This is a genomic window from Chitinivorax sp. B (genome assembly GCF_005503445.1).
Classification (GTDB): domain Bacteria; phylum Pseudomonadota; class Gammaproteobacteria; order Burkholderiales; family SCOH01; genus Chitinivorax.
Genome location: NZ_SCOH01000008.1, coordinates 126,052 through 150,586, shown reverse-complemented (window position 1 = coordinate 150,586; position 24,535 = coordinate 126,052). Strand labels below are relative to the sequence as shown.

Here is a 24,535-nt window from a genome sequence, read left to right as displayed (position 1 = left end):
CTTCTGCATCTGCTCACCGCCCAGAGTTGGCAGGCAGGGCTTGGGAGGCCATGGGGGTATCGCTAGTTTTGCATCCGCATAATCCGTATGTCCCTACGGTGCATATGAATGTACGTTTTTTTGTGGCAACGGAGCTAAGTAGCGAGCCGGTTTGGTGGTTTGGTGGTGGAATGGATCTGACGCCCTACTATGGTGTTAGCGAGGATGTGATTCATTTTCATCGCACCTGTAAGGCAGCATTATCTCCGTTTGGGGGGCAGTATCACCCTAAGTTCAAACAATGGTGTGATGACTATTTCTTTCTCAAGCACCGTAATGAGCCACGTGGTGTTGGTGGTATTTTCTTTGATGATTTGTCAGATGGTGGTTTTGACCACTGCTTTGGTCTTACTTGTAATGTGGGTGACCATTTTCTGAAAGCCTATCTCCCAATTGTCGAGCGCCGTGTGAATACGCCTTACGGTGAGCGTGAGCGTGACTTTCAGCTTTATCGCCGTGGGCGATACGTGGAATTTAATCTGGTTTTCGATCGTGGCACGTTGTTTGGACTGCAATCTGGCGGTCGGACTGAATCGATTTTGATGTCGATGCCACCGGAAGTGAGATGGCGTTATGACTGGCACCCTGAACCAGGATCCCCGGAAGAAGATCTGTACAGGAATTTCCTGATTGCCAAAGATTGGGTATGAAGTATCTGTTTTGGTGCGGTTTTTCGAAAAATTCTGTCGTGATTTTGTAACTCGACTCGGCAATAAAACTGATATTTTGTGTTTTATGTTGCAATAAAAGTAATGTATTCGTGCGGAATATTGCACTGAATTGTTATCGTGCGCTGCACAAATTGTGTTGCCCATGCCGATTTCTGCATATAGAATCAAAGCCTTTTCCTCGTTTTATCATGTAGAGTCGGCAATGGACAGACAGCGCTGGTTGGACGGCACGCTTTATCGCCCGCATTTTGAACAAGATAGTTGCGGTTTTGGCTTAATTGCCAACATGGATGACAAACCCAGCCACTGGTTGGTGCAAACTGCAATTAATTCGCTTGCCTGTCTGACACATCGTGGTGCAGTTGCTGCGGATGGTCTTTCTGGTGATGGTTGTGGGTTGCTATTCCGTAAACCGGATGGTTTTTTGCGTGCGGTGGCACAGGAGGTGGGCGTGCACCTGGCCAAGGAGTACGCAGCAGGCCTGGTGTTTCATAGTACTGATCCGCAAGTAGGTGCTGCATCACGTTCGCGCTTGCGTCAATCGTTGGAACAGCAGGGGCTGAATGTGGCCGGGTTCCGTAAGGTGCCCACGGATGTATCGGCCTGTGGTGAGTATGCGATGAAGACCTTGCCTGAAATTCAGCAGGTATTCGTCAATTGCCCGACAGGTATGGATGTGGCTACCTTTCAGCGCAAGCTTTACATTGGCCGTCGCTTGGCGGAAAAAGCTTCCAAAGGTATCGACCCCGCATTTTATATGCCAACGTTGTCGCCTTACACCATCTCTTACAAAGGCCTGGTTACCCCGGCCAATTTGCCGGTGTTTTTCCCAGATCTGAAAGACCCACGTTTCGAATCTAGCCTGGCGGTATATCACCAGCGTTTCTCGACCAATACTTGGCCGCAGTGGAAGTTGGCGCAGCCATTCCGCTTTCTTGCGCACAATGGTGAAATCAATACTGTGCAGGGAAATCGCAATTGGGCTCGTGCGCGTGAAAAGATCATGAGCTCGCCGTTGATCCCGAATATGGATGATGTTCGGCCAATTGTGCAGACTGACGGGTCTGACTCGATGAGCTTGGACAACATGCTGGAGGGTTTGTTGATGGGCGGGATTTCGTTATTCCGTGCGTTGCGCCTGCTGGTGCCGCCAGCCTGGCAGAATGTGGATACCACCGACCATGACTTGAAAGCTTTCTACGAATACAACTCAATGCACATGGAGCCCTGGGATGGGCCTGCTGGCATTGTATTGACAGATGGCCGTTATGCTGCCTGTATGCTGGACCGCAATGGTTTGCGTCCGGCTCGTTACATCATTACCAAGGATCGTCACCTAACGATCGCGTCTGAAGTCGGTGTGTGGCCCTACAAGCCGGAAGATGTGGTCAAAAAAGGTCGTGTCAAACCAGGGCAGATTGTGGCAGCAGATTTGTCCACAGGTAAGCTGCTGTTGCCGGATGATGTCGATACCATTCTCAAGACTGAGCATCCTTACCGCGATTGGGTGAAGCAACATGCACGTTATCTGGAGCTGGGTCTGGATGAGGACTCTGCCTTGCCAGAGATGGATCGTGCTTCACTGACGCAATACCAGAAGATGTTCAACGTCACCTTTGAAGAGCGTGACCAGATCATTCGTGTGCTGGCTGACGATGGTCAGGAGGCTGTTGGTTCTATGGGGGACGATACGCCAATGGCCGTGCTGTCACAACGCGTCCGTTCGCCGTTTGAATATCTACGCCAGCAATTTGCGCAAGTTACCAACCCACCTATTGATCCGATCCGGGAAGCGATTGTCATGTCGCTGAACTCCGTGTTTGGCGCAGAAAAGAATGTATTTGAAGAAACTGCAGATCATGCCAAACGCTTGGAGGTGCGATCGCCGATTTTGTCATTCGAGAAGTTTGTGCGGATTACCTCGATTGGTGATTTGCACTACCGCGCTGCTTTTTTCGATCTGTGCTATGACCCTAAAGAATATGACCTGAAGGGAGCGGTTGAACTGCTGACCCATCAGATCATTGAAGCGGTCCACGGTGGGGCGGTCATCCTGGTGCTTTCCGACAAGAAGATCGGCAAAGGTAAGTTACCGATCCATGCACTGTTTGCCACAGGGGCGGTACACCAAGCGCTGATTGCGGCCGGGTTGCGTTGCACCTGTAATATTGTGGTGGAAACAGGTGTGGCACGTGATCCACATCACTTTGCATGCCTGTTGGGTTATGGTGCGACGGCGGTCTATCCATATCTTGCATATCAGACGATCTATGAGCTGATCGCTGCTGGTGATGTGGATGCAAGCCCGGCTACCGCCATGAGCAACTATCGCAAGGGTATCAATAAGGGCCTGCTGAAAGTGCTGTCGAAAATGGGTATCTCAACCATTGCTAGCTATCGCGGTGCTGAGCTGTTCGAGGCGGTGGGGGTGCATGAAGATGTAATGGCATTGTGCTTCCCCGGCACGGTATCACGTGTATCTGGTGCCAATTTTGAGGATTTTGAAGCAGATCAGCAGCAACTGGCTCGGGCTGCATTTAATCCGATGCGTCCGATTGCGCAAGGTGGCCTGCTGAAATATGTATTTGGTGAGGAATATCACGCCTATAACCCTGACGTCGTCATGCAGCTGCAAAAAGCGGTACAAAATGGCGATTATCAGGAATACAAGCAATACGCTGACATTGTGAACAAGCGGCCGGTGTCAATGTTCCGTGATTTGTTCCAGGTCAAGATCAATCCAGACAATAGCATTGCACTGACAGATGTTGAACCAGTCAGTGAGATCGTCAAGCGCTTTGATTCGGCAGGGATGTCACTGGGTGCGCTGTCACCGGAAGCCCATGAGGCATTGGCTGAGGCGATGAACCGGTTGGGTGCACGCTCCAACTCAGGTGAAGGTGGTGAAGACCCGGCCCGTTATGGCACCATCAAGATGTCGAAGATCAAACAGGTAGCATCCGGTCGTTTTGGTGTCACCCCACATTACCTGGTCAATGCAGAAGTGCTGCAGATCAAGATCGCACAAGGTGCCAAGCCTGGTGAGGGTGGGCAGTTACCGGGTGACAAAGTCAGTCCATTGATTGCTAAGCTACGTCATTCCAAGCCCGGTATTTCATTGATCTCACCGCCACCGCACCACGATATTTATTCGATCGAAGATTTGGCTCAATTGATCTTCGACCTGAAGCAAGTGAACCCTCAAGCATTGGTGTCAGTCAAACTGGTTGCGGAGCCTGGGGTCGGGACGATTGCTGCAGGTGTGGCCAAGGCCTACGCAGATTTGATCACGATTTCAGGGTACGACGGTGGTACAGGTGCATCGCCGTTGAGTAGCGTCAAATATGCGGGTACGCCATGGGAACTGGGCTTGACTGAAGCGCAACAGGTACTACGTGCCAATGGTCTGCGTGGCAGGGTACGGGTACAGACTGACGGTGGACTGAAGACCGGTCTGGATGTGATCAAGGCCGCTATTCTGGGGGCTGAAAGCTTTGGCTTTGGCACGGGCCCGATGGTGGCACTGGGCTGTAAATACCTGCGTATTTGCCATTTGAACAATTGTGCAACAGGCGTGGCGACGCAGGAAGTCAAATTGCGCACCAAGTATTTCCTGGGCCTGCCGGAAATGGTGATGAACTATTTCACCTTCATCGCGGAAGAAACCCGCGAATGGATGGCGGCATTGGGTGTGTCAAAGATGGAAGAACTGATTGGCCGCTTTGATTTGCTGGAGTTGCTGGAAGGCGAAACCGATCGCCAAAAACGATTGAAGCTCAACCCGTTGATCTCCGAAGGAGCCATTCCAGATACCGAGCCGCGCTTTTGTATTCAGGACCGCAACCCGTCGTTTGATAAGGGTGAGTTGGCTGAACAGATGGTGCAGGATGCCCTGGAGGCCATTGAGAACAAGATAGCCATCACGCTGGAATATGATGTGCGCAACGTCAATCGCTCTATCGGCGCACGTCTTTCTGGGGTGATTGCCAAGCTACATGGTGCGGAAGGCTTGCCAGAGGGCACATTGCGACTGAATCTGAAAGGCAGTGCGGGCCAATCGCTTGGCGTGTGGAATGCAAAGGGCTTGCAGATCAATCTGGAAGGTGATGCCAACGACTATGTCGGTAAAGGCATGGCTGGTGGTCAGATTGCAATCCGGCCACCTAAGGGCTCCAATTTTAAGGCACACGAAGCTGCCATCATCGGTAATACCTGCCTCTATGGTGCGACAGGCGGCAAGCTGTTTGCTGCCGGTACGGCAGGTGAGCGATTCGCAGTGCGTAATTCGGGTGCATTGGCTGTGGTCGAGGGTGTAGGCGACCACTGTTGTGAATACATGACCGGGGGCTGCGTTATCGTACTGGGTGAGACTGGTGTGAATTTCGGAGCTGGGATGACCGGTGGCTTTGCCTTTGTCTACGATCCGAATGAGCGGTTTGCATATCGCTACAACAACGAGTTGATCGATATTCACCTGATCAACAATGAAGCGACTGGCCAATACCGTGCTTATCTGCGCGACAAGATTGAAGCACATGTTGCGCTCACTGGTTCAGAGCGTGGGCAGTGGTTGCTGGAACACTTCGATGAACAGATTCCGTACTTCTGGCTGGTGAAGCCAAAGGCCGCGAAGCTCGATAGCCTGTTGAAAGACTAAACGGATTATTTGCCATGTCAGACGTATTTCAATTCATGACGGTACAGCGCAACCCTGGGGAAAAGAAGCCTGCGGAGGCGCGTAAAATAGAGTTTCGCGAAATATACCGACCGCTCGACAAGATTGATGCTCAGGAACAAGCTGGACGTTGTCTTTCCTGTGGCAACCCATATTGCGAATGGGAATGCCCAGTGCACAACTATATTCCCAACTGGTTGAAGCTGATTCAGGAAGGCAAGCTGTTTGAGGCGGCGGAGCTGAGCCACAAGACCAACTCACTGCCAGAAATCTGTGGCCGGGTCTGCCCACAGGACCGCCTGTGTGAAGGAGCCTGTACATTGAATCAAGGCGGTTTTGGCGCAGTCAGTATCGGTTCGGTTGAGAAGTACATTACCGACGAAGCCTATAAGGCAGGTTGGCGACCGGATATGTCGAATGTCATCTGGACCGACAAGCGTGCGGCTGTGATTGGTGCTGGGCCTGCTGGTTTGGCATGTGCCGATATCCTGGTACGCAACGGTGTGAAGCCGGTGGTGTATGACCGTTATGAAGAAATCGGTGGATTACTGACCTTTGGTATCCCCGAATTCAAGCTGGAAAAAGATATCGTCAAGCGCCGTCGTAGCATCATGGAAGAGATGGGGGTCGAGTTCCGCCTTAACACGGAAGTGGGGAAAGATGTTTCCATCGATACGTTGCTGACCGAGTACGACGCGGTATTTATGGGCATGGGGGCGTACAAGTACATGAAAGGCGGCTTTGAAGGTGAGAGCCTGCCTGGTGTGCTGGAAGCATTGCCTTTCCTGGTCAACAATGTCCGCCATACCTTAGGCTCCCTGCCAGGGGGTGACATCTACCAATCCATGCAAGGCAAGCGAGTTGTGGTGCTGGGTGGTGGCGACACGGCCATGGACTGTAATCGCACCTCAATCCGGCAAGGCGCCAAGAGTGTGATCTGTGCTTATCGTCGCGATGAGGCCAACATGCCAGGCTCCAAGCGTGAGGTGGAAAATGCCAAGGAAGAAGGTGTGCAGTTTCTGTGGAATCGTCAACCGACAGGCGTGGTGAAACTGGATAATGGCAGTTTGGGCGTGCAGTTGGTGACCACGCGTTTAGGAGCACCAGATACCAGGGGTCGTCGTTCGCCTGAGATTGTCGAGGGCTCGGATGAAATCATCGAATGTGATCACGTCATCATCGCATTTGGCTTTCAAGTAGAGCCAGAAACTTGGTTTGATGTACAGGGTATTAAGACTGATGAACGCGGCCGTACTTTGGCTGCTTCTCGTCAGGTCTATAAGTACCAGACCAGCAATCCGAAGGTTTTTGCGGGCGGGGATCAAGTACGGGGAGCTGACTTGGTGGTACGGGCAGTCTATGAAGGCCGGCAAGCTGCAGAAGGTATGTTGGCTTATATGGGTTTGTGGTAAGCCACCTTAGTTACCAAGCAGAAGTGAAAACGCCACGGATAACCGTGGCGTTTTGCATGGTGCGATGGCGAAACGCTTACTGACCTGACGATTGCGTCGCGAAGGTGATGCGGCCAAAACCGGCGAAACGCGCGGCTTCCATGATATTGACTACGGATTGGTGTGTTGCCTTGGCATCCGCATTAATAATCACGACAGGGTCCTTCTGGTCACCGGCAGCTTTCTTCATTTCAATACTGAAGGACTCCGGGCTGCTGAAAGCCACTTGTTTTTCGTTGATCACATAGCGACCGTTGGCATCAACCCCAATACTCAGCTCAGTAGGCTTGTCGACCGGTTTCTCAGCCTCTGCCTGAGGCAGGTTGATTTGCAGCTCGGCATAACGAGAGTAAGTAGTAGTGACCATCAGGAAGATCAGAATCACCAACAACACGTCAATCAACGGGATGAAGTTGATTTCGGGTTCTTCCTGGATACGTCCTTTACGGAAATTCATGTCCCGTCCTCGCGATTACAGCTTGCGCTCGCCGTGAACGACTTCCACCAGCTTGATGGCTTGTTGTTCCATCTCGACGGTCAGTGAATCGATCTTGCTGCGTAAGTGGCGATAAAAACCGATTGCAGGTACTGCGATGATGATACCGAAAGCGGTGTTGTACAGCGCAATCGAGATACCATGTGCCAACTGAGCTGGATTGTTACCAGTTGGTGCTTGTGAACCGAAGATCTCGATCATGCCCACCACGGTACCAAGCAGACCCAGTAACGGGGACAAAGATGCGATCGAACCCAGTGTGGTCAGAAAGCGGCCAAGGTCATGAGAGACCGCAGAACCGGCTTCCTCGATGGATTCTTTCATCACATCACGTGAACTGTTGACATTGCGCAGGCCCGCCGCGAAGATGCGGCCGAGGTGAGAGCTGTGTGACAGCTTGTTGAGCATGTCCTGTGTCACACCGCCGGAACGATATTCCTGCACAACCTTGTTCAGCAGACCCTTGGGTGCCACAACATCAGCCCGCAGCGACAACATGCGTTCGATGATGATGGTGACAGCGGCAATGGATGCCAGAATCAGTGGGTAGATGGGCCAACCGGCGGCCTGGATGATGGATAGCACGCGTTACTCCGTTTGCGTTTGGGGCGAATTTAATTCGACAATATCTTGCCGTTTGGCCTTGGCAAGCCAAGGATAACGACATGACCTTCAAGGGTGCTAACTTTAATCGCTCAGGTCTGGTTCGGCAAGTATGCTGATGTCAATATTGCTAGTCGGACTTGGCCTGAAATCCTTTATAAGACGTTTAGCCTGACGTTGCCATCCCCAATTGCATGCTTCAACCTGTGGATAACAATGTGGATGATGTATCGATATGTCCCAATCTGGTGCTGAAATCCTAGGTTTGGTGCACCGAGATTGCGCAAGCTATCTAAGAATATCTGAATAAAAACATAAGACTGGCGTTGTCGAAAAGTCGACACGTTTTGTCAAGTGACGATGTGACAATTTTATGAACTCTGTGGATTAATCCAGTATGGCAACGATTGAACGCACACATGCTGTGATGACTGTCAGTGAACTCAATCGCGCGGTACGCGTGGTGCTGGAGCAACAATTTCCGTTGACCTGGGTGTCAGGTGAAATCTCCAATCTGACCATTGCGGCTTCTGGGCATTGGTATTTTTCGCTCAAGGATGCACAAGCCCAAGTGCGTTGTGTGATGTTCCGACAGAAAGCATCGCTGATTGGTTTTCGGCCGGCAGAGGGGATGCGGGTCGAGGTACGAGCAGTACCTGCTTTATATGAGCCACGTGGTGACTTTCAGCTGTCTGTTGATTTCATGCGGTTGGCTGGCCTGGGCGCGTTGTTTGAAGCTTTTGAGCGATTGAAGGCCAAATTGCAGGCGGAAGGTTTGTTTGATGCCGACCGAAAGCAGGGGCTGCCAACGTTCCCACGCCAGATTGGTATCGTCACTTCTCCGGCGGCAGCAGCGTTACGGGATGTGTTGACCACATTGCGGCGACGTATGCCGGGACTACCTGTGGTGCTTTATCCAACGCAGGTTCAAGGCGCTGATGCGCCCGTACAGATTGTGTCTGCGATCCGTGCGGCTGTGCTGCGGCAGGAATGTGATGTGCTGATCGTGTGCCGAGGCGGGGGTAGTATCGAGGACTTGTGGGCATTTAATGACGAAAACGTGGCTCGGGCGATAGCAGCCTGCCCAATCCCTGTGGTATCGGGTGTAGGACACGAGACGGATGTCACCATTGCTGATTTTGTAGCAGATCGGCGTGCTGCAACCCCTACCGCTGCGGCTGAACTGGTTAGCCCGAACCGGATAGAATTGGTGGGGAAGTTGGTGGCATTGCAACGTCGTCTGGATCGAGATATGGATCGACTACTGATGCAACGTTTGCAGCAATTGGATTATCTTGCAAGGAGGTTGGTGCATCCTGGGCAGCGTTTGGCACAACAGACACAGCACTTGGCTGGATTACGTCATCGCCTATCCCAAAGCGTGGTGCATGCACTTGCCGGGCGGCAATGGCGATTGGAGGCGGTGTTGCGTCGATATCGGCAGGTAAGCCCATGTATTGATCTGCCATTGAAGCAGCAGCGCTTGTTGGCTGGGCGTTTGACCGGTGCATGGCAGCTGCAGCTCGAACGTCTTGCAGGCCGGCTGACACAGTGTGAGGTACAACTGCGGCAAATGAATCCAGCTGCGGTACTGGAACGTGGCTACAGTATCGTGCATGACGTCAACGACCAGATTGTGCGAAAGGCGGGGGATGTTGTACCCGGTGGGTTGATCCATGTTACGCTGGCAAAAGGGTGGCTGGATGCGCAGGTACTGGATAAAGACGAGTGAACAGATCGGGGTACTCAAATGAGGGAACCCCACCGGGTGAACGAAACTTCACGGTGTGATACCCATGGTGCAGCCATCATCCCATATGCTGCAACGGAAGCTGTGCAGTTCCGGCCTTTGCTATTGCAACCAGCGTGGTTCCTGCGTAACAGGGGTCTGCGCTTCTCCCCAGGTTGCGAGTTGTCTTAGTTGGGTAGACGACTGTTGCAGCTCCTGAACCAGCCAGTCGCTTAAATTCTCGTTGTCTTGTAACGCGTGCAGGTATTGTGCGATCTGGTGCATCAGGTTGCTTTCCTGATCATCGGTCAGACCAAAATGCACCAACATGTTGGAGAGATCGCGATGCATATGCATGATCAACTCGGTCTGCCGCATTTTCTCGGCGGCATAAGCATGCCGGATTTCCTCCAGGCTTCGCTCTAATTTGGCTAGCGCTGATTCAATGCCATAAGCTTGCCGTTCTCGAATCTGTTCACCTTGGATCGCAATCAGGCGTGCATCTGCCCCTTCGGCCAGAATGGCCACATTATCCCGGATTCGGCCACAGTGTTCCGGGTCTTCCAAGGGCATATTGGTGACCAACAAGGTCAGGTCGCCATAATTAAAGACGATGTAACGACGAAACTGGAAGATCCGCCCCATACTCCGTGCATGGTTTAGCACGGACGATTCCAGCGGTGAATTTGAGTTGGCGGAGTTCAGATTGATTTCCCTGCCACCTTGATGAATCTGCAATGCACCCTGCAATGCCCACTGTGACAAGGCATTCAGCACTGCGTGACCAACCTCTTCAGCAGTGCGGCACGTGAACGATACCCGCATGAATTCGATGATGATACCAAGGTCACTCATACCGCTCATGGCCGTGAAGGCAGTACGTTGGGCAAACCCCGCTTGTTCTTTCAGATTGCGTTGGTCGCGCAAGAATAATTCCATCACCGCCACTTTTCGCAGCAGTTCTTCATTACTAATGGGTTTCAGGATGAAATCCTGTGCACCTGCTTCGTAGCCGGCCAGTCTTGCATCCATGGTGTCGTCGCCGGAAACAAACATGATCGGCATATCGCTGACCGGGTGGTGGCGCCGAATCTGGCGGCAGAGCTCCAACCCATCGAGATCCGGTAGGTGCAGATCCAATAGCACGATGTCCGGCTGCAGCTGCCGCATGTGGGCTAGACAAGACTGTGCGGATTCGAAAGAGAAGATTTTGTAACGCTCAGCTAATGCTTCACACAGTATTTCGCGCAGGATGGCATCGTCGTCAACGATGAATACATTCAACAACGGCCTGCTGAGCGGTTGGTCCGAGGAGGTGTCGGCTGGGTCGTCGAAAAATTCGAGATCGTCACTGCTCATCTGGGCTCCTTGTTGAACAAGCTCTCTAACAACCTGTTTAATGTCTTATTGCGTAACCACGACCGGGGCTCATGTGCTGCTCAACATCCTCATGTATCGCACCTACACGCCGGTTTTTGCGCTGCGCTTCACCCCGCTGGTGGCCGCTCATCACAAACCTTGAACAGGTTCTAACAACCAGGTGGTGGGAGAACCCAAGGGCATCAGCGGGTAGACAGCACAACGCTGTCTGAGTATTGAAAGCGTTGCAAATCAGCTAACAACGGTTTTTATTTGCAAAAATCCGAATGTTCGAAATGAAAAGTAATGCTAACGCCACCGCTATTGTCTGAGGAAAAAGTTGGTCAAGGATGGCCTGAGCTAAGCATAGCAACAAATTCGTTCACTGATTGTTGATATTCGACCTTGCTGGAATTTTCGATGCTTATGGCACGTTATGTGTAGGTTTTCCAGTAAAGTTTACACAGTATGAATGATGCCGATATGACCAGTACCACCCCGATAGCGGGGTGGGATCAATTCAGAAAACGGGCTGATTGAATGGCTGACTGACGTAGGTCTTCTGGGTTGATTGCAGGCAGGCTCAAATCCAATGTTGGCAGAACGCCGGCATGATGGTCCACAGCACGCATTTCGTATATCAAGCTGGGTGCTTGGCCTGCGTACTCTTCAATCGTCGAAACCAAACGCATGCCTACCCGGTTCAGCACCTTGCGAGAAGGCTGATTGGCTGGCCTCACCACACAGATCACTCTGCTCAACGACAATTGATTGAAAGCCACATCAAATGCAGTGAGGGCCAGCTCGGACGCATAACCTTTACGCCAGGACGAAGGCCGGAAGCGACAGTGCAGTTCTGGTGCCAAGGTGGTATCAAGCTGTTTCAGCATCAGGCCGCCGAAACCGATGAGGTAATCAGGTTCATCCAGCAAGGAAATCGCCCATGGGCCGAATTTGTTGTCTGCCCAGTGCTGGCGCCAGCTGGTCATCAGCGCTTCGGCTTCTGCCAGGTTGCGTAGTGGGCCGCCAGGATTGAACAGGTTGGTGGCCAGGTCGCCAAAAATATCCAGCAACGCTTGCGTATCGCCTGGGCGGGTAGGGGTGCGGAGCAGCAAGCGAGCGCTGCGCATAAAAGGTGGTAATGAGTTCATTTGCATCATGATTACCAGCGTTCAGGTCGGTGGTACACGGCGATCAAGCAGGCAATTGCATTCTCGCTTATCTCGTTGTCTACCTGCCGACCGTGTGGTATTGGACGGGGCGCGATAGGGCGGACTAAAGCGGTAAATATGTAATTGCTAAGACGAGAGACGGTATACATATTGCATGGCCTCGATATAACCCTTGCGTGCTGGCAAGGTTATCAGCGGATCACATGCACTCGTCGTGAACGCTTGTCAGATCAGCATTGCCGACGAGTTAGAGTGAATGCTAAGTCAGAGAGGAACGGAACGCCAACTACTTTCGTCAATCCGTAAATCGTTTTCCGTACAATGAGATAGGTAGTTTTACGCATAATTTTGGGATGCCAGGTGTACGCAATTGCGCTAAACCCCGGAAATGTCACGCAAACGTTTGCCTCGCGAGGAGTGTTGTTTTTTTGCAACGACCTTGACTGTCTTGGTCACCAACGTAAAAAAACACCCTTCCATGGTAGCAAGGGTGTTATGGCCAGTCGGCCAGTTGGTGGGGATCAGTGAGTGGTTCCGATACTGAGACAGATGTCCTCTTTTACTTCGCACGCGGTCTTTAGTGCCAGTTTCAGACCATTGACCATTTGTACCAATGGCATGGATGGGGTACCTGGCGGGTGGCGTTGTGCTTGTTCGGGCAGGTAAGGAATATGGATAAACCCGGCTTTGCTGAGCCCCGGCCGTCGGCTGGCCTGATGCATCAATCCATAAAACACGTGGTTGCAAACATAGGTGCCTGCTGAGTGTGATACACCCGCCGGGATACCTGCTTCACGCAAGGTGGCTACCATAGACTTGATTGGCAAGGTGGTGAACCATGCTGCGGGGCCATTGGGAATGACGGGCCGATCGATCGGCTGTTGGCCGGCATTGTCTGGGATACGGGCATCGTCAATGTTGATGGCAACCCGTTCTAGGCTCAATTCAGGGCGTCCACCCGCCTGGCCGATGGCAATGGCTATCCATGGCTGCCAATGGTCAAGTGCATCGGTCAGCTGCTGGCGCGCAATATCAAATACGCAGGGTAACTGCTTGGTGATGACGCGGCTGCCATCTGGCAGAATCAAGCCCTCCAGGTGACGGACTGCCTCCCAGGAGGGGTTGATGCGTTCACCATCAAAGGGCTCGAACCCAGTCAATAGAACATTTGGCATCGCGCCCCTTTCAGCGGAACATCAGGAAATACATCAGTCCAATATTGACTACCAATAACGGTAGCGCCGTTTGCCATTGCACCTTGATTACGCCGTGTTTATCGGGGAGCTCCAGCAGCGCAGCGGGCACCATGTTGAAATTGGCTGCCATGGGTGTCATCAGCGTGCCGCAATAGCCGGAGAACATGCCTATGGCTGCCATTACAGCGGCATCGCCATGATGTTGGCCAAGCAGGATTGGCAGGCCGATACCAGCGGTGATGACCGGAAAAGCCGCAAAAGCATTGCCCATGATCATGGTAAACAAGGCCATACCGACCGAATAGGCGGCGACGGCGATCAAGCGGTTGTCCACGGCCAGATAAGTTTTGGTAATGTCGGCCACGGCTTTACCAACCCCTGCTTCGGTAAACACAAGCCCTAGCGTGGCCAATAGTTGCGGCAGCATGACTGCCCAGCCCATTGATTCCAGCAGACGACGTGATTCCCGCATTGATTGCATGGGGGTGTCATTTGTCAGCTTCAGACAAAGCGGCAAGGCGAGCAGACACCCAACACCCAGACTGAGCAATGTGACATTTTTGGGGTCGAATAGTGGTGTTTCTCCCCATTTCACGTCTTTCAGTACTACTGCACAGAACACCGTGATAAACGGAATGGCCAGGGCAGGCAGGAACAGTTTGTTACCCAGCGTTTTGGCTTTGGCTGCCCGCACGCTGTCAGCCAGGCGGTCATACGACCCCAACTGCACACCGCCTAAACCGGCAATCAGCGCCATGACAATCACCATGATCCCGACCAGGGCAGGGGGGATCAACTGACCAGCCAGGAAGATCACACCGTACAAGGCCCAGAATAAGGCTGTTGCATAGCGACGCGGATTGCTGCGATCTTGCACGCTCATGCCGGCAATGATGAGCAGAATGGCACCCGCCAGCAGGTAGAGATAATCCGGTTTGAAGATCATGCTTTCGCTCCTGCAGGTAGATGGGTGGATCCAGAAGCAGCATGTCGAGTCTGGCGCTGTAGTTCACAATCCAGCCAGCGATCAAGTCGGTACAGGCGGTAAGCATGGATCAGGAAGGCGGCAATGGCGGTCGGAATGCCCCACATGGCGATATGCAATGGTTCGACCTCAACACCATTTTCACGTAAAAAGGTATGCATCAGGACTATGGCGCCAAAGGCGACAAAAATGTCTTCACCAAAAAACAGGCCAATGTTATCGGTGGCCGCTGATAGGGCGCGCAACTTGTGGCGAATCTTGTCTGGTAACGAGCCATAACGAATCTCCGCAGCTCCTTCCGCCATGGGGGCCAACAATGGCCTTACCATTTGTGGGTGACCGCCCAGGCTGGTCAATCCAAGTGCAGCAGTGACCTCACGTACGAACAGGTACACCATTAACAAGCGGCCAGTGGTAGCGGAGCGGATACGGGCAATCCAGTTCTGTGCGTGTTCTTTCAGGCCATGCCGTTCCAGTAGCCCAATGATTGGCAGGGGTAATAACAAAATCAGGGGCAAATTGCGGCTTTTGATGAAGCCGTTGCCAAGCGACCCAAGCAACGTATCCACCGGCATCTTGGCGGCCAAGCCAGTAACAAGGCCAGCCACGGTCACTACCAACAACGCATTGAAACGCAGGGCAAAGCCTGCCACGACCACACCTACCCCCAACAGGGGCCAATAGCTGACTGCATCCATCTGATTTCTCCATCTTGTTGGTTGGCTTTGGGCCCAAGCCTTGTTATTTGCCCTGAATGGTGACGTTGGTAATGACCTCCATTAGGCTGGTGCGCGTATCTTCAAACCTTGACTTTCCAGGGCGTGTCGTAACGTGCGGGCGAAGATTAGGGCATGGGTACCGTCACCATGCAGACAGATGCTTTCTGCGCGTATGGGGATGGTCTGTCCATCGATAGTGGTAACCGTGCCTTGGGTGATCATCTGCAAGGTCTGTTGCAACGCCCGTTCTGCATCTTCAATGACCGCACCAGGCATCTCTCGCGGGGCCAAGCTGCCATCGGACAGGTATGCCCGGTCGGCGAAGACTTCTTCGATGGGGATCAGGCCATGACGGTGGGCAGCGGCAATCAATTCACTGCCAGCCAGCCCCATCAATTTCAGGTCTGAACTACAGGTTTTGACCGCCAATGCAATGGCATCGGCCAAGGTGGGATCACGTGCCGCCTGGTTGTAGAGGGCGCCATGCGGCTTGACATGGCGAAGTTGCCCACCCATTGTCTGTACCACCGATTGCAGGCCACCGATCTGGTACAGTAGGTCGATATAGACCAATTCAGGATCGCGTTGCATGGGGCTGCGACCAAAATTGGCGCGATCCGGAAAACTGGGGTGGGCGCCAATCGACACATGATGCCTGAGCGATTCTTGTATGGCTGCTCGCATGGTGAGGCTATCGCCAGCATGCCAGCCGCAGGCAATATTGGCTGAGCTGACGCAGGTCAGAATCGCCGCATCATCCCCACCGCCTTCCCCCAGGTCGGCATTCAAATCAACGTCCATACGCGCTCCATTCGAAACGGTTACGTTCAAATTGCCATTGCTGCATGGCTTGTCGGGCATCATCCAGCGTGGTTTTCACGAAGTGCAGTCGTGTCCCCGGGCGGGCCTGAGCCAATTTCCAAAGATCAGCCTCAATCACACTGGCGATGCGTGGATAGCCGCCTGTGGTCTGGGCATCGGCCAGCAACACAATCGGTTGACCGTTGGGCGGCACTTGCACTACCCCTGGCAAGACCCCGTGCGACAGCAGTTCATGCGGTTTGGATCGATGCAATGGGGGGCCCTGCAAGCGGTAACCCATGCGATCGCTTTGCGACGACACTTTCCACTCTTTTTGCCAGAAAGCGTGGTGAACTGCATCGTCAAACTCATGGTACTCGGGACCCGGTAGCAGGCGTATCACCGGGCTCCAGGGACGAGTCCATGCACCGCAACGGTTCAAGTGAACAATGGCTTGGCCCTGCGGCAACAGATCGCCAGCCTGCAGTGCGCGGCCGGCAAAACCACCAAAGTTGCTACGCAGATCGGTGGCACGCGCACCCAGCACAAGTGGTACATCGATCCCGCCATCCACTGCCAAGTAGGCGCGCATGCCCAAGCGTGGGCCTGCCAGGTGCAAGGTTTGTCCGGTTAGGTAGGGTACTCGCCAGCCAGGCCAAAGCGGTGTGTCATCAAGTCTGGCATCGAAGTCGGCGCCAGTCAGGGCCAGCCAGCCATCACGATGAAAGCGGATCGCTACGGGTCCCATCACGACTTCAAGCCCTGCGGCATCCGCCGGGTTGTTGACCAGGCGGTTGGCCAACATCAGGGCGGGTTGATCCAGTGCGCCTGCTTGGGCAATACCAAGGTGCCGGAAACCATGGCGGCCAAGATCCTGTACGGTGGTTTGCACCCCAGGGCGAATGATTTCAAGCATGATCGGGCTCCGGCACAAAACGGACCTGATCACCAGGTAACAGTAGCGAAGGTGAAGTGCTGTACGGGTCGAACAAAGTCAGGCTGGTTCGTCCAATCAGCTGCCAGCCACCAGGGCTCTGTGCGGGGTAGATGCCAGTTTGAGCGCCACCAATTCCAACAGAACCAGCAGGTACAGCCAGCCTGGGTTCAGCACGGCGCGGGGTAATCAATGCATCAGGTAACCCCCCCATGTAGGCAAAGCCCGGCTGGAAACCAAGAAAGAACACGGTGTAGTCAACGCTGCTATGCAGTGCAATGACTGCCTCAGGTGTCAGCCCGGTATAACTGGACACATTGTCCAGATCCGGGCCAGCCTTGCCGCCGTAACAGACCGGGATACGGACCTCACGTGGTTCGAACTGCTGTTGCTTTGCCTGCTGCCATTGGGTGCTGAGTTGGTCTAGTACTTCCTGGCTGTTTTGTCGCAAAGGATCAAACACCACAGTCAGGTTGTTCATACCGGGCACGATGTCGATAAACCGGTGTTGGGCACGTAATGCCGCTGCCAGCCACCAGATACGGCGTTGGCAGACCAGATCGACTGGTGGGCGGGATTCGAGCACGGCAGCGCGCTCACCCAACAGATAGAAGCGGGTATTGACGGATTTCACAGTCCTCTCCAACTGATGGATGGTCTTCCGTAGAAATGAGCGGCTTGTCAGGCACTGATAAATACGGACGCAACCAGTCTGGGCTGGTCTTGTTATTGGTTGATACTATAGTGAATACAAAATCATTTCATCAACAAATTATCGATAAAATGTAAATGTTAGGTAAGCCAAAGACCGGGCAGCTTGTTGCTATACTGCTGTGATTGCCCACCCAGCAAGGATTTGCATGAGCCAGCACATGAATATCGTCTCGTCGTCACATCTGGTGTCGGAACGCAGCGCGGAGCTATCGGAATTTGAATTTGGCCTGATCGTGGTCCACAACGCTTTCAGTCGTTGGATGGTGCGATGCATGAGTGCGGCAGGTGAAAAGAACCTGACAGCGACAGAGGTATCGCTGATCCACCACGTGAACCACAGGGGCCGCAAAAAGAAGCTGGCCGATATCTGCTTTGTATTGAATATTGAAGACACGCACGTGGTGTCATATGCATTGAAAAAATTGGTGAAGCTGGGTTATGTGACCAATGAGAAGATTGGCAAGGAGGTGTTTTTCTCTACGTCGGAAACAGGGGCAGCACTGTGCGAGAGGTATCGGCAAGTGCGCGAGCAATGCCTGATTGAGGCGCTGGTGGAAAGCGGCATACCCAACGAGGAGATTGGCCGGACAGCCCAACTGTTGCGGGTATTGTCCGGCTTGTACGATCAAGCGGCGCGGGCTGGTGCGTCACTATGAACGGCGTGGGCTGTTGTGCTCAGCTTTTGTCGTGGATAAAGTCTAGATAGATGCGTGCAGTTTCCTTGGGTTTTTCGACCATGGGCAGATGACCAACACCGGGTAGTGTGACAATCCGTGGTTGCGTATGTGTCAGGTTGGCTTTCAGAACGTCAATGCTGGAGATATCCAGTACCTTGTCTTCCTCACCCCACAGAATCAGGGTCGGTGCGACAATCCTGGGTAACATCGGGTCCAGCGGCAGATAGGGTTCACGTACTTCGCTGAAAATCTTTTTGTTGAATTCGCGATTCGAATAGGCTTTGTTGGCGAAATAGGTTTTGACGAAATCCGGCAGGTAGGGTGGATCGGCGAATACCAGTTTCCAGAGGTCATCAAACTGAACCGGACTTTCCACGACCAGCATGTTGCGCCCGTCCAGCAAGGTTTTATAGAACGGGGAGAGGTTTTGTCCCAATACTCCCGCATTGTCGAACAGTGCAAGGCTTTTTACACGTTCAGGATGGTTGGCCGTAAACCAGGCCGCGATATAACCCCCCATCGAATTGCCGACGAGATGGACTTTGTTCACCTTCAAGGCATCCATCATGGCCAGCACCCGTTCGGCTTGCTTGGGAATACTGTAGTTCGCCTGTTGTAACCGACTGGATTCGCCAGATCCTGGCAAATCCGGTGCGATGACGCGATAGTTGTCGGTCAGCGGGCGAGCGAAGCGGGTCCAGTTGTCAGCGTCGCCACCGAAACCATGCAGCATCAGAATGGTCTCACCTTGACCACCTTCGTGATAGAACACGGTGTGGCCGTCTACCTGGATTTGCTTTCGCTCCAGATTGGAGAGCTGGCGCTCGAACTGGATGGCTGTCTGGACAGCTTGTTCTGAGCTGCAACTGGCCAGCAGCAAAGTGGATGCGGCAATTAAGGTGGTAATCAGTAGGTGGCGAAGCATCGGACACAATCCGGTATTGGGTTAACCAATTGGATTGTAAGGGGTGCTGGCGGCATGGCAAAGCATTTTGCCGTACGATTGACATGGAAACCGGCTCCGGTATGATCCGTCAGCTTTGGCTTTGCATCCGCATGATGCAATAGCGGACTTTGACAAGGAAATATTGTGCGTTTCGAGCATGTGATCATCATCAACGATCCCACTGACCTGATGACCAGCCCGTTGACAATGGAACAGGTCTGGCAAGGGTTGCTGTTGCGCGCACGTGCACCGCAGTTGTTCATGCAGGGTGTGGAACGGGTATCGGTGGATGAAACCGACGCTACCTTGATACTGCGTGAAATGCAATTGGGTAACCTGATGGTGCGTGACCGCATCCATCTGGAGGCCCCCTTCAAGATGCATTTCGACACAGAAGCCAATGACCAACACCCAGGCGGTCAACTATATGTAACCGTTGAAGCTCCGGCCAATGAAACGCTGATTATCCGTTTTGTATATGAAACCCCCCATGATGATTCTGGTCAGGGGGAGGAAGCCCAGTTGCTGGGTTATTTGAAGGCAGCCTATCGTGCCAATGACGTCGATGCAGTACGCCGTATTCGTGAGTTGGCGGAGGCTGGCAAGCTGGAAGGGTAGACGCTGGCACCGATATGGTATTGGTGCCAATTTCGAGCAGGAAATGACATGAAAAAGCATGGCAATACCATCAAACCACGTGATGTGGCGGCGATGGCACTGGCTCACTGCAAGGGTGCCGGTGTGCATCAGAAATCAAAACGCGCACTGCGGCAGGCAGATAAACGCGATCTGCGGCGAGAGGCCGCTGCCCTGATGGGTAAACGCAACAAAGGCTCGCAAGAGCCTTTTTTCTTGTCCGCGCCCGATCGGCTGTAGTACCACAGTACGTGAGCCGTACCCATTCCATTGATCAATACTTAGATTTGTATTGTTTTTTTCACAGTGGAGCATGGTTGAAGCAGCAGATCATGCGACGGGTTGGTAAGTTGATCGCTGTTGTCAGCCCCTTGGTTTTCACACTCAGCATGATCCATCATGTGATCTCGGCCTGCCGAGATGGATGTATTACCTCTTTTCACCCCAGCAGTAACACTACCACTTTGCCCCGAATGAATTGTCGTTGCTGCCAAATGGCTGACGATTTGGTGCCAGCATAATATGGCGTACTGGAAATGTATCATTACATTTTCAGTGGCTTTTCACATGCTATTGTTATCGGATATGTGAGGAATTTTCATATTGTTGGGTATACGTGACGGCTTATTGTGATCGCTGATGATCAGTATCTGCAGGCCGGTTGAGGATGAAGGCAAATTCGGGTGATGGCATCGACAGACGGTAAACATATTGACTATCTGGATGGCTGGCGCGGTATGGCCATTTTGTTCTTGTTGGTTGGTCATTTTTTCCCGATCCGGGGGATTAACTTCGGTGCGGTGGGGGTCAATCTTTTCTTCGTGTTGTCCGGCTTATTGATGGCACGACTGCTGTTTGTGGAACAAACACCACTGGCAGTTTTCTATCAACGGCGTATTGCACGGATCATACCGGCACATCTGTTCTTTTTAACGTGCTTGTGTACTTTCTACCTGGTGACATCACAAGCCATTAATTGGCAGGAAATCCTCGCAGCCAGCCTGTTCATCATCAACTATTACCCGGGCACAGGCGCGCCTACTGCCATGCCGGTCGGTCATATCTGGTCCCTTGCAGTGGAAGAGCACAGCTACATCTTGCTTTCGCTGATTGCGTTGCTGGTGCGGCGTTATCGGGCAAACCCGATTATGGTCATTGGTGGTGTTGCTGGTTGTTTTGCCTGTTTCGGGGTGATGTATTGGTTGATTTTCAGTGGCCGACAACTGGATTTTGTCATGTGGAATCATAGTGAAGTTTCCGCATACGGAATCTTTGTTTCCGCAGGTCTTTATTTGTGGTTGCGCAAGCGGGCATTGCCGACATTGCCTATGGTGCTATGCCCGGCTTTGGTGGGAGTGGGCATTCTGTTTCATTGGTGGTCTGTGCCAGCACCGGTCAAGCTGGTGTGTGGTGTGATGGCCTTTGCCTTGGCAGTCAATCTGCTGATGACGATGCCTGCTTGGATGAAGCAGCTCATGTCCATGAAGTGGCTAAGGATGATGGGAATCTGGTCGTTTTCACTTTATCTGTGGCAGCAACCGTTCTACATGTATGCGAACCAAACAGGCTTCCCTAAAGTGCTGGCGTTGGGGATGGCCTTTGTATGCGGTCTTGCCTCTTTTTATTGCATTGAGCAACCAATACGGCGCTACCTGAACAATCGGTGGCAGCAAAACAGCCGTGTGGCATTGCAGGCCTGAACGGGTTTTACCTGTTCGGGGTTGCCGCGGGCGCTGCCTTCAGCCGCTGGTGACGACAGGGTTTGTTTGCATGACCGGTTTCTCCAGATAGACTGCTCTTAGAACCTGTTCAATGTCTTATTGCGCGACCACGATCGGGGCTTATGTGCTGCTCAACATCCTCATGTATCACACCTACACGCCGGTTTTTGCGCTGCGCTTCACCCTGCTAGTGGCTACTCATCACAGACCTTGAACAGGTTCTTATCGTTGAAACAAGGCTTGTCGCGATAGTGTTGATACTTGTGACAGGTACCTATCTGGAGATTTTGCATGCGTACCATCGGGGTGATTGGCGGGATGAGTTGGGAATCGACTCAATCCTATTACCGCTTACTCAACGAATCGATAAAAAACCGGCTGGGCGGCTTACATTCTGCCAAAGTGCTGATTTCGTCACTGGACTTTGCCGAGATCGAGGCCATGCAACACGATGGGCACTGGCACCAGGCGGGCGTCAAACTGGCACATGAGGCGCGTCGTCTGGAAGTGGCCGGGGCTGAGTGCATCTTGCTGGCGACCAATACCATGCACAAAGTTGCGGATCAGATCGAGCATGTCTTGACCGTTCCCTTTATCCACATTGCCGATGCCACCGCCCAGGCCATCAAGCGTAAAGGTATCCACAAGGTGGGCTTGTTGGGTACGAAATACACCATGGAACAGGAGTTCTACGCTGGCCGATTGAGCATGCAACACGGGCTCGACGTGATTTTGCCGACAGTAGAGGATCGTGAGCTGGTACATCACGTCATCTATCAGGAACTGTGCCAGGGCAGGCTGGATGCCGTGTCCCGTCGGCATTATGTGGAAATCATCTACGAACTGATGCGACAAGGGGCACAAGGCGTGATCCTGGGTTGTACGGAAATCGGCATGTTGATTACGCAGGGTGACTCACCGTTGCCACTGTTTGATACAGCCATATTGCATGTGGAAGCCGCGGTGGATTTTGCACTGGGTCATCAGGCTGACTCACGATGACGACCCAGCATGGCGAACATGCCCATTTTTGGCATGACCCCCACCTGAATGGCCTGGAACTATTGACGGCGTGTTTTCACGAACACAGCTTTGCCCCGCATGCGCATGAAAGTTTTGTGGTGGCCATCATTGTGGAAGGGGCTGAACAATATCGTTATCGCGGTGGCCAGCGGGTTGCAGCCAGTGGCATGATTGCGCAGATCAATCCGGAAGAGATCCATACCGGATGCAGTGCAGTGGATATCGAGGTGGGATGGAGTTATCGTGTGTTCTACCCGATGCCCGCAATGATGCAGCAAATTGCCAGCGATATGGCAGGCCGGTCAATGGCTGTACCGTATTTTCCCGATGAGCCGATTGTCAATCTGCAGACTGCGCAAATGTTGATCCATGCTCACCGTGTGCTGGAAATGTCGGCTGACCGCCTTGAGAAAGAGTCGATACTACAGCAGGCCATGGCCCAGTTCATTGCACGCCATGCAGTGGCGCGACCCAACCTGGCGGTCTTGGGTAAAGAGCAACGGGCCGTTCGCCAGGTGCTGGACTATCTGGCGGATCACTATGCCGACAACATTGCATTGGAAAGCCTATCCACCTTGACGGGGCTCAGCCCGTTCTATCTCAATCGTGTATTCAAGCGCGATGTGGGTGTGCCGCCGCATGCCTACCTGACTCAACTGCGGGTGCAACGTGCACGGCAACTGCTCAAAGCTGGTGTGTCGTTGGTGGATGCTGCTACCTATACCGGTTTTGCCGATCAAAGCCACATGACCCGCCATTTCAAACGGATTGTTGGTGTGCCACCTGGGCACTACGCACGCAATCTGGTGGTTGGTGCGGCCTGACGACGCTATATGGGTTGCAGCACTTCATGACCTTGGTTCAGTTGTGAAGTCAGTGCGATCGTCAATGCGCAAGAATGTTCAAGACACCCGTTTCCAGATCGGATTCAATACGGATCATGGAAAACACAAAATCAATCGAATTCTGGCGGGGTATGCGCGATACGGTCCCGCTGATGGTGGCCGCAGCGCCGTTTGGTGTCATCTTTGGCACTTTGGCTGGTACATCAGGGCTGGATATCTGGCAGGCACAGGCCATGTCGCTGGCAATTTATGCCGGGTCAGCCCAATTCATCGGGCTCAGCCTCTTTGCTGGCCAAGCCGGATTGTTGGTACTGTGGCTAACTACCTTCATCGTTAATCTGCGGCACTTGCTTTATGCAGCCAAGCTGTTGCCAGACGTGAAACATTTGCCTCAACGCTGGCGTGTACCACTGGCGTTCTGGTTGACTGATGAGACTTTCGCTGTGGTCAACCGGCATTTCGAGAATGGGGCGGATATTCGCTTTCGGCATTGGTACTTCGCCGGGGCTGCGTTGCCGTTTTACTGTAACTGGAATGTCTGGACCTTCCTGGGGTTGACGGTGGGCCGGCAGTTTCCTGAACTGTCTTCCATGGGGCTGGACTTTGCCATGTGCGTTACCTTCATCGGCATTGTGGTGCCCAGTCTCAAACAACGACCGATGTTGGCTGCCGCTGTGTCGGCAGGGGTAGTCGCATTGCTGACCGCGAGCTGGCCATTCAAACTGGGGCTGATCGCAGCAGCATTGGTGGGCGTGGTGGTTGGCATATGTCTGGAGAAAAAAGCATGAACCCGTGGTTGGCAATTGGTGGTATGGCCATCATTACGTTTGGCATTCGCTATGTCTTGTTTGCGATGGCGGGCAGTTTTCGTTTCCCATCACTGTTGGAGCGTGCCTTGCACTATGTGCCGCCAGCAGTGCTGTCTGCCATTGTGTTCCCGGCAGTCTTGATGCCGAATGGCCAGACGCTCGATATCAGCTGGCAAAATGCTTATCTGATCGGTGCGGTGGTAGCCATTGCTGCCAGCGTCTGGCGCAACAATTTGCTGATTACCACTGTGTTGGGTATGTCAGTGTTTTTAGGATGGCGAATGTTCTGATTCGTATTCGGGGGCAGCGCGAGCAAGGTGCCTGTTGGTACCAT

The 24,535-nt window shown here is 52.9% G+C and carries 23 protein-coding genes; 12 read left to right on the top strand and 11 right to left on the bottom strand.

What is annotated here, in order from left to right; all coding sequences use genetic code 11:
* From hemF to FFS57_RS07450, 3 genes are all read left to right on the top strand, one after another.
* A partial coding sequence (gene hemF, locus FFS57_RS07460; RefSeq protein ID WP_137937144.1) for an oxygen-dependent coproporphyrinogen oxidase occupies window positions 1–689 on the top strand: 689 nt, incomplete at its 5' end.
* Window positions 690–912: 223 nt separating this feature from the next.
* Complete coding sequence (gene gltB / locus FFS57_RS07455; protein ID WP_137937143.1) at window positions 913–5,367, top strand: glutamate synthase large subunit; 4,455 nt, start codon at window positions 913–915, stop codon at window positions 5,365–5,367.
* 14 nt (window positions 5,368–5,381) lie between these two features.
* Window positions 5,382–6,797, top strand: a complete 1,416-nt coding sequence (locus FFS57_RS07450) for a glutamate synthase small subunit GltD family protein (protein WP_137937142.1) — start codon at window positions 5,382–5,384, stop codon at window positions 6,795–6,797.
* Between the two features lie 76 nt (window positions 6,798–6,873).
* On the opposite strand, the gene FFS57_RS07445 is transcribed toward FFS57_RS07450, so the two are convergent.
* Together FFS57_RS07445 and FFS57_RS07440 are read right to left on the bottom strand one after the other, a co-directional pair.
* Window positions 6,874–7,293: an ExbD/TolR family protein gene (locus tag FFS57_RS07445; protein WP_137937141.1), complete on the bottom strand. Its 420-nt coding sequence runs from the start codon at window positions 7,291–7,293 to the stop codon at window positions 6,874–6,876.
* Between the two features lie 15 nt (window positions 7,294–7,308).
* A complete protein-coding gene (locus tag FFS57_RS07440) occupies window positions 7,309–7,917 on the bottom strand; it encodes a MotA/TolQ/ExbB proton channel family protein (protein ID WP_137937140.1) in 609 nt (202 codons plus the stop codon).
* A 415-nt stretch (window positions 7,918–8,332) separates the two neighbouring features.
* On the opposite strand from FFS57_RS07440, the gene xseA reads away from it, so the two are divergent.
* Window positions 8,333–9,667: an exodeoxyribonuclease VII large subunit gene (gene xseA, locus FFS57_RS07435; RefSeq protein WP_137937139.1), complete on the top strand. Its 1,335-nt coding sequence runs from the start codon at window positions 8,333–8,335 to the stop codon at window positions 9,665–9,667.
* A 120-nt stretch (window positions 9,668–9,787) separates the two neighbouring features.
* Here xseA and FFS57_RS07430 read toward each other — a convergent pair whose 3' ends face one another.
* The 8 genes from FFS57_RS07430 to pxpB form a co-directional block, all read right to left on the bottom strand.
* The gene (locus tag FFS57_RS07430; RefSeq protein WP_137937138.1) at window positions 9,788–11,023 is read right to left on the bottom strand and encodes a response regulator; all 1,236 of its coding nucleotides are present in this window, start codon (window positions 11,021–11,023) and stop codon (window positions 9,788–9,790) included.
* A gap of 515 nt (window positions 11,024–11,538) precedes the next feature.
* Entirely contained in the window at window positions 11,539–12,183 is a 645-nt protein-coding gene (locus FFS57_RS07425; RefSeq protein ID WP_137937137.1) for a GNAT family N-acetyltransferase, read from the bottom strand.
* A 533-nt stretch (window positions 12,184–12,716) separates the two neighbouring features.
* Window positions 12,717–13,370 (bottom strand): pyroglutamyl-peptidase I, encoded by a 654-nt coding sequence (pcp, locus tag FFS57_RS07420; RefSeq protein ID WP_137937136.1) that lies wholly within the window; start codon window positions 13,368–13,370, stop codon window positions 12,717–12,719.
* 10 nt (window positions 13,371–13,380) lie between these two features.
* On the bottom strand, window positions 13,381–14,337 hold the full coding sequence (locus tag FFS57_RS07415) for a DUF979 domain-containing protein (RefSeq protein ID WP_137937135.1): 957 nt from the start codon (window positions 14,335–14,337) through the stop codon (window positions 13,381–13,383).
* On the bottom strand, window positions 14,334–15,074 hold the full coding sequence (locus FFS57_RS07410) for a DUF969 domain-containing protein (protein ID WP_137937134.1): 741 nt from the start codon (window positions 15,072–15,074) through the stop codon (window positions 14,334–14,336). Before FFS57_RS07410 ends, FFS57_RS07415 begins: the two co-directional genes overlap by 4 nt.
* Window positions 15,075–15,155: 81 nt before the next feature.
* Window positions 15,156–15,896, bottom strand: coding sequence for a 5-oxoprolinase subunit PxpA (gene pxpA, locus FFS57_RS07405; protein WP_137937133.1), 741 nt, complete (start codon window positions 15,894–15,896; stop codon window positions 15,156–15,158).
* The gene (locus tag FFS57_RS07400; protein ID WP_137937132.1) at window positions 15,886–16,812 is read right to left on the bottom strand and encodes a 5-oxoprolinase subunit C family protein; all 927 of its coding nucleotides are present in this window, start codon (window positions 16,810–16,812) and stop codon (window positions 15,886–15,888) included. The genes pxpA and FFS57_RS07400 overlap by 11 nt, the downstream gene beginning before the upstream one ends.
* A complete protein-coding gene (gene pxpB, locus FFS57_RS07395; RefSeq protein ID WP_137937131.1) occupies window positions 16,805–17,464 on the bottom strand; it encodes a 5-oxoprolinase subunit PxpB in 660 nt (219 codons plus the stop codon). Before pxpB ends, FFS57_RS07400 begins: the two co-directional genes overlap by 8 nt.
* Before the next feature lie 226 nt (window positions 17,465–17,690).
* On the opposite strand from pxpB, the gene FFS57_RS07390 reads away from it, so the two are divergent.
* Window positions 17,691–18,200: a winged helix DNA-binding protein gene (locus tag FFS57_RS07390; protein ID WP_137937130.1), complete on the top strand. Its 510-nt coding sequence runs from the start codon at window positions 17,691–17,693 to the stop codon at window positions 18,198–18,200.
* A gap of 19 nt (window positions 18,201–18,219) precedes the next feature.
* Here the strand turns inward: FFS57_RS07390 and FFS57_RS07385 are convergent, their stop codons facing one another.
* The gene (locus FFS57_RS07385; RefSeq protein ID WP_137937129.1) at window positions 18,220–19,146 is read right to left on the bottom strand and encodes an alpha/beta fold hydrolase; all 927 of its coding nucleotides are present in this window, start codon (window positions 19,144–19,146) and stop codon (window positions 18,220–18,222) included.
* A 165-nt stretch (window positions 19,147–19,311) separates the two neighbouring features.
* Between FFS57_RS07385 and FFS57_RS07380 the strand changes: the two genes are divergently transcribed.
* From FFS57_RS07380 to FFS57_RS07350, 7 genes are all read left to right on the top strand, one after another.
* A complete protein-coding gene (locus FFS57_RS07380; protein ID WP_137937128.1) occupies window positions 19,312–19,785 on the top strand; it encodes an SRPBCC family protein in 474 nt (157 codons plus the stop codon).
* A 48-nt stretch (window positions 19,786–19,833) separates the two neighbouring features.
* Entirely contained in the window at window positions 19,834–20,043 is a 210-nt protein-coding gene (locus FFS57_RS07375; RefSeq protein ID WP_137937127.1) for a hypothetical protein, read from the top strand.
* 446 nt (window positions 20,044–20,489) lie between these two features.
* The gene (locus FFS57_RS07370; protein WP_137937126.1) at window positions 20,490–21,503 is read left to right on the top strand and encodes an acyltransferase family protein; all 1,014 of its coding nucleotides are present in this window, start codon (window positions 20,490–20,492) and stop codon (window positions 21,501–21,503) included.
* 312 nt (window positions 21,504–21,815) lie between these two features.
* Window positions 21,816–22,526, top strand: a complete 711-nt coding sequence (locus FFS57_RS07365; RefSeq protein WP_137937125.1) for an aspartate/glutamate racemase family protein — start codon at window positions 21,816–21,818, stop codon at window positions 22,524–22,526.
* The gene (locus tag FFS57_RS07360) at window positions 22,523–23,371 is read left to right on the top strand and encodes an AraC family transcriptional regulator (protein ID WP_137937124.1); all 849 of its coding nucleotides are present in this window, start codon (window positions 22,523–22,525) and stop codon (window positions 23,369–23,371) included. Before FFS57_RS07365 ends, FFS57_RS07360 begins: the two co-directional genes overlap by 4 nt.
* A 116-nt stretch (window positions 23,372–23,487) precedes the next feature.
* Complete coding sequence (locus FFS57_RS07355) at window positions 23,488–24,180, top strand: AzlC family ABC transporter permease (RefSeq protein WP_137937123.1); 693 nt, start codon at window positions 23,488–23,490, stop codon at window positions 24,178–24,180.
* A complete protein-coding gene (locus tag FFS57_RS07350; protein ID WP_137937122.1) occupies window positions 24,177–24,491 on the top strand; it encodes an AzlD domain-containing protein in 315 nt (104 codons plus the stop codon). Before FFS57_RS07355 ends, FFS57_RS07350 begins: the two co-directional genes overlap by 4 nt.
* The last annotated feature ends 44 nt before the right edge of the window (window positions 24,492–24,535 follow it).